A 5,451-nucleotide genomic window follows, 5' to 3' on the forward strand; every position below is an offset into this window, starting at 1 on the left:
AAGAAAGCATGTTGCTTGCAACATGCTCGCGCCGAGCGCGGTTGCTGAAGGCAACATATTCCTATCGCGCGAGTGCGCATCCATAGCGGAGCTCTTTTATATAATTAGGAAATCCGAAGGAATTTCCTAATTATATAAAAGACGCCATTCCTCTACCTGCTATGACCTAACGGTAAAGAAATGACGTTAATCCCACTACTCGGTAGCAATGGGCGCCTTTTATAATCAACTGTCCTGATTTTACTTAATAATAACAATTCTGTCAATCTACCAATATGCATTTTCCTCGAAGACTCCGACATTTTACAGACATTTCTTAAAATCCGCTTATTCCCTGCTAATGGTTATCGTAACATCACCATTAGAAAGAAGATCTGCCATCTCTGCTTCATCCTTATCAGATATATGACCTAGCCTTGTGTATGACCAACTGTTGGAACCATAAAACACCACCATCTGGTTTCCTGAATACAGAACTATATCACCTGATGATGTTGTTGTCTGCTTATCATCTCGTGGCAAGCTCTGTCCTATGGAACCCACCTGTTCAAAACCGCCATACATTGACATCTGAATGGTAATATCACCATCTTTAGCCATATCCCGCAGCGCTTCTACAGCCTGGTTGTCTTCCCATTCCACATTAACTTTTGTATCGCCAATCTTCATTATCATTGTATTATCTCCAATAGCTTCATCATCTACTGATTCCGACATGACATTCTCTTCTGAGCTTTCTCTTTCAATATTTTCTGATTCCGTTTCACCTGAACAGGCACTGACACAAAGCATCATGAACACACTAAGTGTCATCATGATCATTTTCATAATTAATTTCATTTATTTTATGACCTTTCCAAACTCGAAAGCTTCGTTTAACTCTTCTGTTTTCTCAGATGCCTCACCCATATCACCTATGCCACCGCAGAATAAGGAACCTGAAAACTGAGCTTTTTCAAAGCAATCAATCCATCCCTGGAGTCCACTTTCAGCCTTTTTAGGCACAAACTCTTCATCCTCAGCTGCGACGGAGAGCATATATACATTTCTAAATTTATAATCTGAAGGATACAGAGGATTGAGTCTGTCCAAAAGAGTCTTCATCTGCCCACTCATCTCGTAATAATAAATAGGAGTTGCAAAAACGAGAGTATCTGCATTCTTTACTTTTTCTGCAATAGTGGCAACATCATCCTTAATGACACATTTCTGGGTATTCTGACATGCCAGGCATCCGATGCAGAATCCGATATTTTTCCCTTTTAGGCTTATATGCTCCACATCATGACCTGACGCTTTTGCTCCCTCTATAAGCTTTTCCGTAAGTATGTCTGAATTGCTTTTTGCGCGAAGACTTGTTGAAATTACTAATACTTTACTCATATCATTACTCCAAATTCTCCTTAAAGAAGTTCTCCAGCTTGTCAAAAGGTATATAATCCTTATCCCCGCCATCATAAAGATCAGTATGTACAGCATCCGGGATTATCATAAGTTCCTTATTGTCTGCATACTTACTGTCTCCTACCATATCTGCATAAGCATCTTTTGAGAAATAACATGAATGTGCCTTTTCTCCATGAACAAGTAAAACTGCACTTCTGATCTCATTGCTGTACTTAAGGATTGGCTGGTTAATGAAGGACTCACAACCAATCACATTCCAGCCTCCGTTGGAATTAAGACTTCTCTTGTGATAACCTCTGTCAGTCTTGTAGTAGTCATAGTAGTCTTTTACAAAGAATGGTGCATCTTCAGGGAGTGGATCTACAACTCCACCGCCAAGCTTATATTCTCCGGCCTTAAGGTCTTCCAGTCTCTGAGCACACATAGCTGCTTTCTTCTGATATCTTGCTTCTTCACTATCTTCCGAGTCAAAATATCCATTGGCATTCACTCTTGTCATGTCGTACATTGTGATTGCAGCTGTAGCTTTGATCCTTGTATCAAGCGCTGCTGTGTTTACAGCCATTCCGCCCCATCCACAGATACCAATGATTCCGATTCTATCCGGATCCACCTTCTCATTTAAGGAGAGAAAATCTACTGCAGCCATGAAGTCTTCTGTGTTGATATCAGGCGATGCCATGTATCTCACATTTCCTCCGGACTCTCCTGTGAATGACGGGTCAAATGCTATGGTCAAAAAGCCTCTTTCTGCCATTGTCTGTGCATAGAGTCCTGAGCACTGTTCCTTTACTGCTCCGAAAGGTCCGCATACAGCAATTGCAGGAAGTTTACCTTCTGCATTCTTTGGCACATACATATCTGCCGCAAGTGTGATTCCATATCTGTTTACAAATGTAACTTTGCTGTGGTCTACCTTATCACTTTTCTTAAAGGTCTTATCCCATTCTGTTACAAGGTTTAATTCTTCTTTTCTGATCATTTTACATTCCTCCGTTTGAATCATTTCTCTTTTTGAATCTGTCTTATCAAAAAATCCATGTTATCTACTTTTTTCTGGCTGTCATGAAGCTCATCCATAAGATGGCACCGGCATTTTCTAAGATCTCTAAGAAGTGTATCTGTATCTCCTTCTTCATACATCTTTTTCATAAAGCTTATTTCTTTCTCATTGCAGCCCATGTCTGAAAGGCTTTCAAGAATCTTTTCTGTATCCATCTTTTTTGCTCCTTCTGATTTCATAATAAATCCTTGACCAGTTTTTCGCTAATGAATAAAATAAATATCATGATATTCCTTTTTGGAATAACACATAAATTGTCAACTTTATGGAGGTTTTCATGGAAATAAAAAATCTCAAATACTTTCTTGCAGTTGCAAGGGAAGAAAATATGTCAAAGGCTGCTGAGCAGCTTCATGTATCGCAGCCTACTCTTTCAAAAACATTAAAAGCATTAGAGGAAGAACTTGGGAAGAAGTTATTCGTAAGGCACAGTTTCAGCATTTCGCTTACGGACGAAGGAATGCTTCTACGCGATCGTGCTCAGGATCTTGTGGCTATGTCAGATAAGATAGAACAGGAATTTAATTCCCTGGATGATATAACAGGTGGGGATATATTTTTTGGACTGGCAGAGAGCTATCAGATCAGATACCTTGCCAGAGAGATTTATAAATTAAAAGAAAAATACCCTGATTTCACCTATCATATAACCAGCGGAGATACTGAGCAGGTTACTGAAAAGCTTGATAAGGGCCTTTTGGACTTTGCTGTGCTATGTGAAACACCGGACAGCAACAAATATGAATATGTGAAATTTCCAGAAGCGGATGTATGGGGCGCAATCATATCTTCATCCCACCCCCTTGCGCAGGAAAAAGCCATCCATGTCGCTGACCTGATCGGCCAGCCTCTGTTCGTTTCTGAACAAAGCTGGAACAATGAAATCAAAGCATGGTCCAAGGACAGATTTCATGAGCTTAAGCTCGAAGGTTCTTTCAGACTTTCCTATAACGGTTCTGTATTTGCGCGGGAAAACCTCGGGATCCTTCTTACGTTTAAACATCTGATCAATACGGAAGGAACAGACATGGTATTCAGACCTCTTTCCCCTGAGCTGAAATCAGAGCTATATCTGATTTGGAATAAGTATCAGACCTTTACGCCTATTGCCGAAAAATTTCTGGAGCAAATCAGGAAAGCCTTTCAATCGCAAATGTAAAGTCTGATAAAAGCCCACTTACGAATAAGTGGGCTTTTATCGATAGCTTGCGATTATTTTTTTATTATCTTTCCTCTATTTTTGCATCCCTTAATCGTAGTATTGACTGCATAACCACAGATTCCAGGTTTCTTATCGTTACCTCTTGTATAAATTTTCCCGGTGTTTGTGCAGGATTTAATGACATTCTTTCCTTTTTTCACCTGCCAATTTCCGGAACGATCTACAATTCCTGAAGAGATGCCGTCGCCGGAAATTGTTCCGGAATTGCTGCATTTGTAGACAGTACTATGATGTTTTTTCGTCTGACCAATGTGATTTACGATACCTGCTGCACTTGAGGCGTGATAACGTTTATTGACAGCCGTCACTTTGGCTTTATTTTTGCAATCGCGGATTGTTACATTTCTATATGCAGAATCAACATAGTTCACGATACCTGCTGCATTGCTATCTCCATCATAGTGAATGATACTGGCAGAATTTTTAATAGCTCCGGAATTCGTGCAGCTTTTCACATTCTTATAAGCCCAATTAACGATTCCTGACACTTGTTTTGTATCCACACCTGTAATCTTTCCGGAATTACTGCATTTCGTAATTGTTCCGTTTGCGGTATTTGTGATTCCGGCTATGCCTTCTGAGAAAGGAGCAGTAATACTTCCGGAGTTAGAACAACTTTGAATATCTCCATCCGTAAAACCTGCGGTAATTCCTGCAACATTTACAAGTAGTCTTTCTTTATTTTTCCATTTGGTGGTTACCTTAATCGCTCCCTGGTTTTTACATTTATAATATCTGCAGCCGGTTTTTTTACCATCTAATGGATAGCTTCCGAGTCCGGAGATACCGGCAATATTGCAGCCTACTTTTTTATTTGGTAATGAAACAGTAATTTTTGCATTATTAACAGAATCCCTAACCGTTCCTTCGATATTACCGAACATACCTCCGATGCAGCTTACCGCTTGCTTCTTTTTCACATAAAGTATTGCTGCATTGAGTGTTCCTGCAGTCTTGATGCCTGTTGCATTTCCTCTGAAATTTCCATAAAGCATGCCATAGACACCGGTGCCCTTGATCGTCATGTTAATATTTACATTTACTTTTTCTGTTTTGGTACCATAAACCCAGTTTACAAGCCCACCGTAGTGTAACTTGCCTCCATAATTGGACTCATCTCTAAAATTTTTTTTATTCTGGTTATTAAAACTTACCTTACTGTTTGAAAAAGTAATATTTGATAATTTACCATCAAAAATATCTTTCGCCAGGAGCGGTGTATTCTTAAGATTGCAATTTTTAAATTTAATATTTGTAATCTCAGTTTCATTTACACGGTTGAACAAAGATTTTCCGTTGGATGTGATGCCACTGACTGTGTGACCTTTTCCATCAATCTTACATTTGGTCAATCCTAGTTGCGGCGCACTAATCTGTTTGGAACTGTTATACGCGATATCCTTTGTTAAGACAAAATACGTGTCATAAAAATCCGCATGATCGTATCCATCATCTACTTTTAAATTTCCCCTTAAAATCTCGAATTCCTCTACTGTAGCTATCTGGTAAGGATCATCTTTCGTCCCACTTCCTCCATGAAAGCCGTCTATTACATCGGCTGCTTTTACAGTATTTGGATGATACAGCGCGACAATCGCAAGTAGTATTGCCAAAAATAATGTTGTTACCCGAATTTTTTTCTCCATATTCCACACCTCTTTTTACTTTGATTATATTTTATTAAGACGCAAACGGTTTCATCTCAGTCGGGGTTACAATCTCCGACTGAGATAAACGCTCCGCGAGGATGCGCAGAGAT

Annotated in this window: 6 protein-coding genes; 1 reads left to right on the forward strand and 5 read right to left on the reverse strand. The window is 39.5% G+C overall.

Translation table 11 applies throughout. The annotated features are described in order from the left end of the window. Window positions 1–327: 327 nt before the first annotated feature. From CSX02_RS07790 to CSX02_RS07805, 4 genes are read right to left on the reverse strand one after another with little or no spacing between them, the layout of a single operon-like run. On the reverse strand, window positions 328–840 hold the full coding sequence (locus CSX02_RS07790; protein ID WP_189281430.1) for a cyclophilin-like fold protein: 513 nt from the start codon (window positions 838–840) through the stop codon (window positions 328–330). Next, window positions 841–1,383: a flavodoxin family protein gene (locus CSX02_RS07795; RefSeq protein ID WP_099386254.1), complete on the reverse strand. Its 543-nt coding sequence runs from the start codon at window positions 1,381–1,383 to the stop codon at window positions 841–843. 4 nt (window positions 1,384–1,387) lie between these two features. After that, window positions 1,388–2,389: an alpha/beta hydrolase gene (locus CSX02_RS07800; RefSeq protein ID WP_099386255.1), complete on the reverse strand. Its 1,002-nt coding sequence runs from the start codon at window positions 2,387–2,389 to the stop codon at window positions 1,388–1,390. 20 nt (window positions 2,390–2,409) lie between these two features. Beyond that, window positions 2,410–2,625 carry a hypothetical protein gene (locus tag CSX02_RS07805; protein WP_013282077.1) on the reverse strand — a complete coding sequence of 72 codons (216 nt, stop codon included), beginning with the start codon at window positions 2,623–2,625 and terminating at the stop codon, window positions 2,410–2,412. Window positions 2,626–2,747: 122 nt separating this feature from the next. On the opposite strand from CSX02_RS07805, the gene CSX02_RS07810 reads away from it, so the two are divergent. Then, the gene (locus tag CSX02_RS07810) at window positions 2,748–3,629 is read left to right on the forward strand and encodes a LysR family transcriptional regulator (protein ID WP_099386256.1); all 882 of its coding nucleotides are present in this window, start codon (window positions 2,748–2,750) and stop codon (window positions 3,627–3,629) included. Window positions 3,630–3,682: 53 nt separating this feature from the next. On the opposite strand, the gene CSX02_RS07815 is transcribed toward CSX02_RS07810, so the two are convergent. Further along, the gene (locus CSX02_RS07815) at window positions 3,683–5,338 is read right to left on the reverse strand and encodes a hypothetical protein (protein ID WP_099386257.1); all 1,656 of its coding nucleotides are present in this window, start codon (window positions 5,336–5,338) and stop codon (window positions 3,683–3,685) included. Window positions 5,339–5,451 lie beyond the last annotated feature (113 nt).

The sequence above is a fragment of the Agathobacter ruminis genome (genome assembly GCF_002735305.1).
GTDB classification, from domain to species: Bacteria; Bacillota; Clostridia; order Lachnospirales; family Lachnospiraceae; genus Roseburia; species Roseburia ruminis.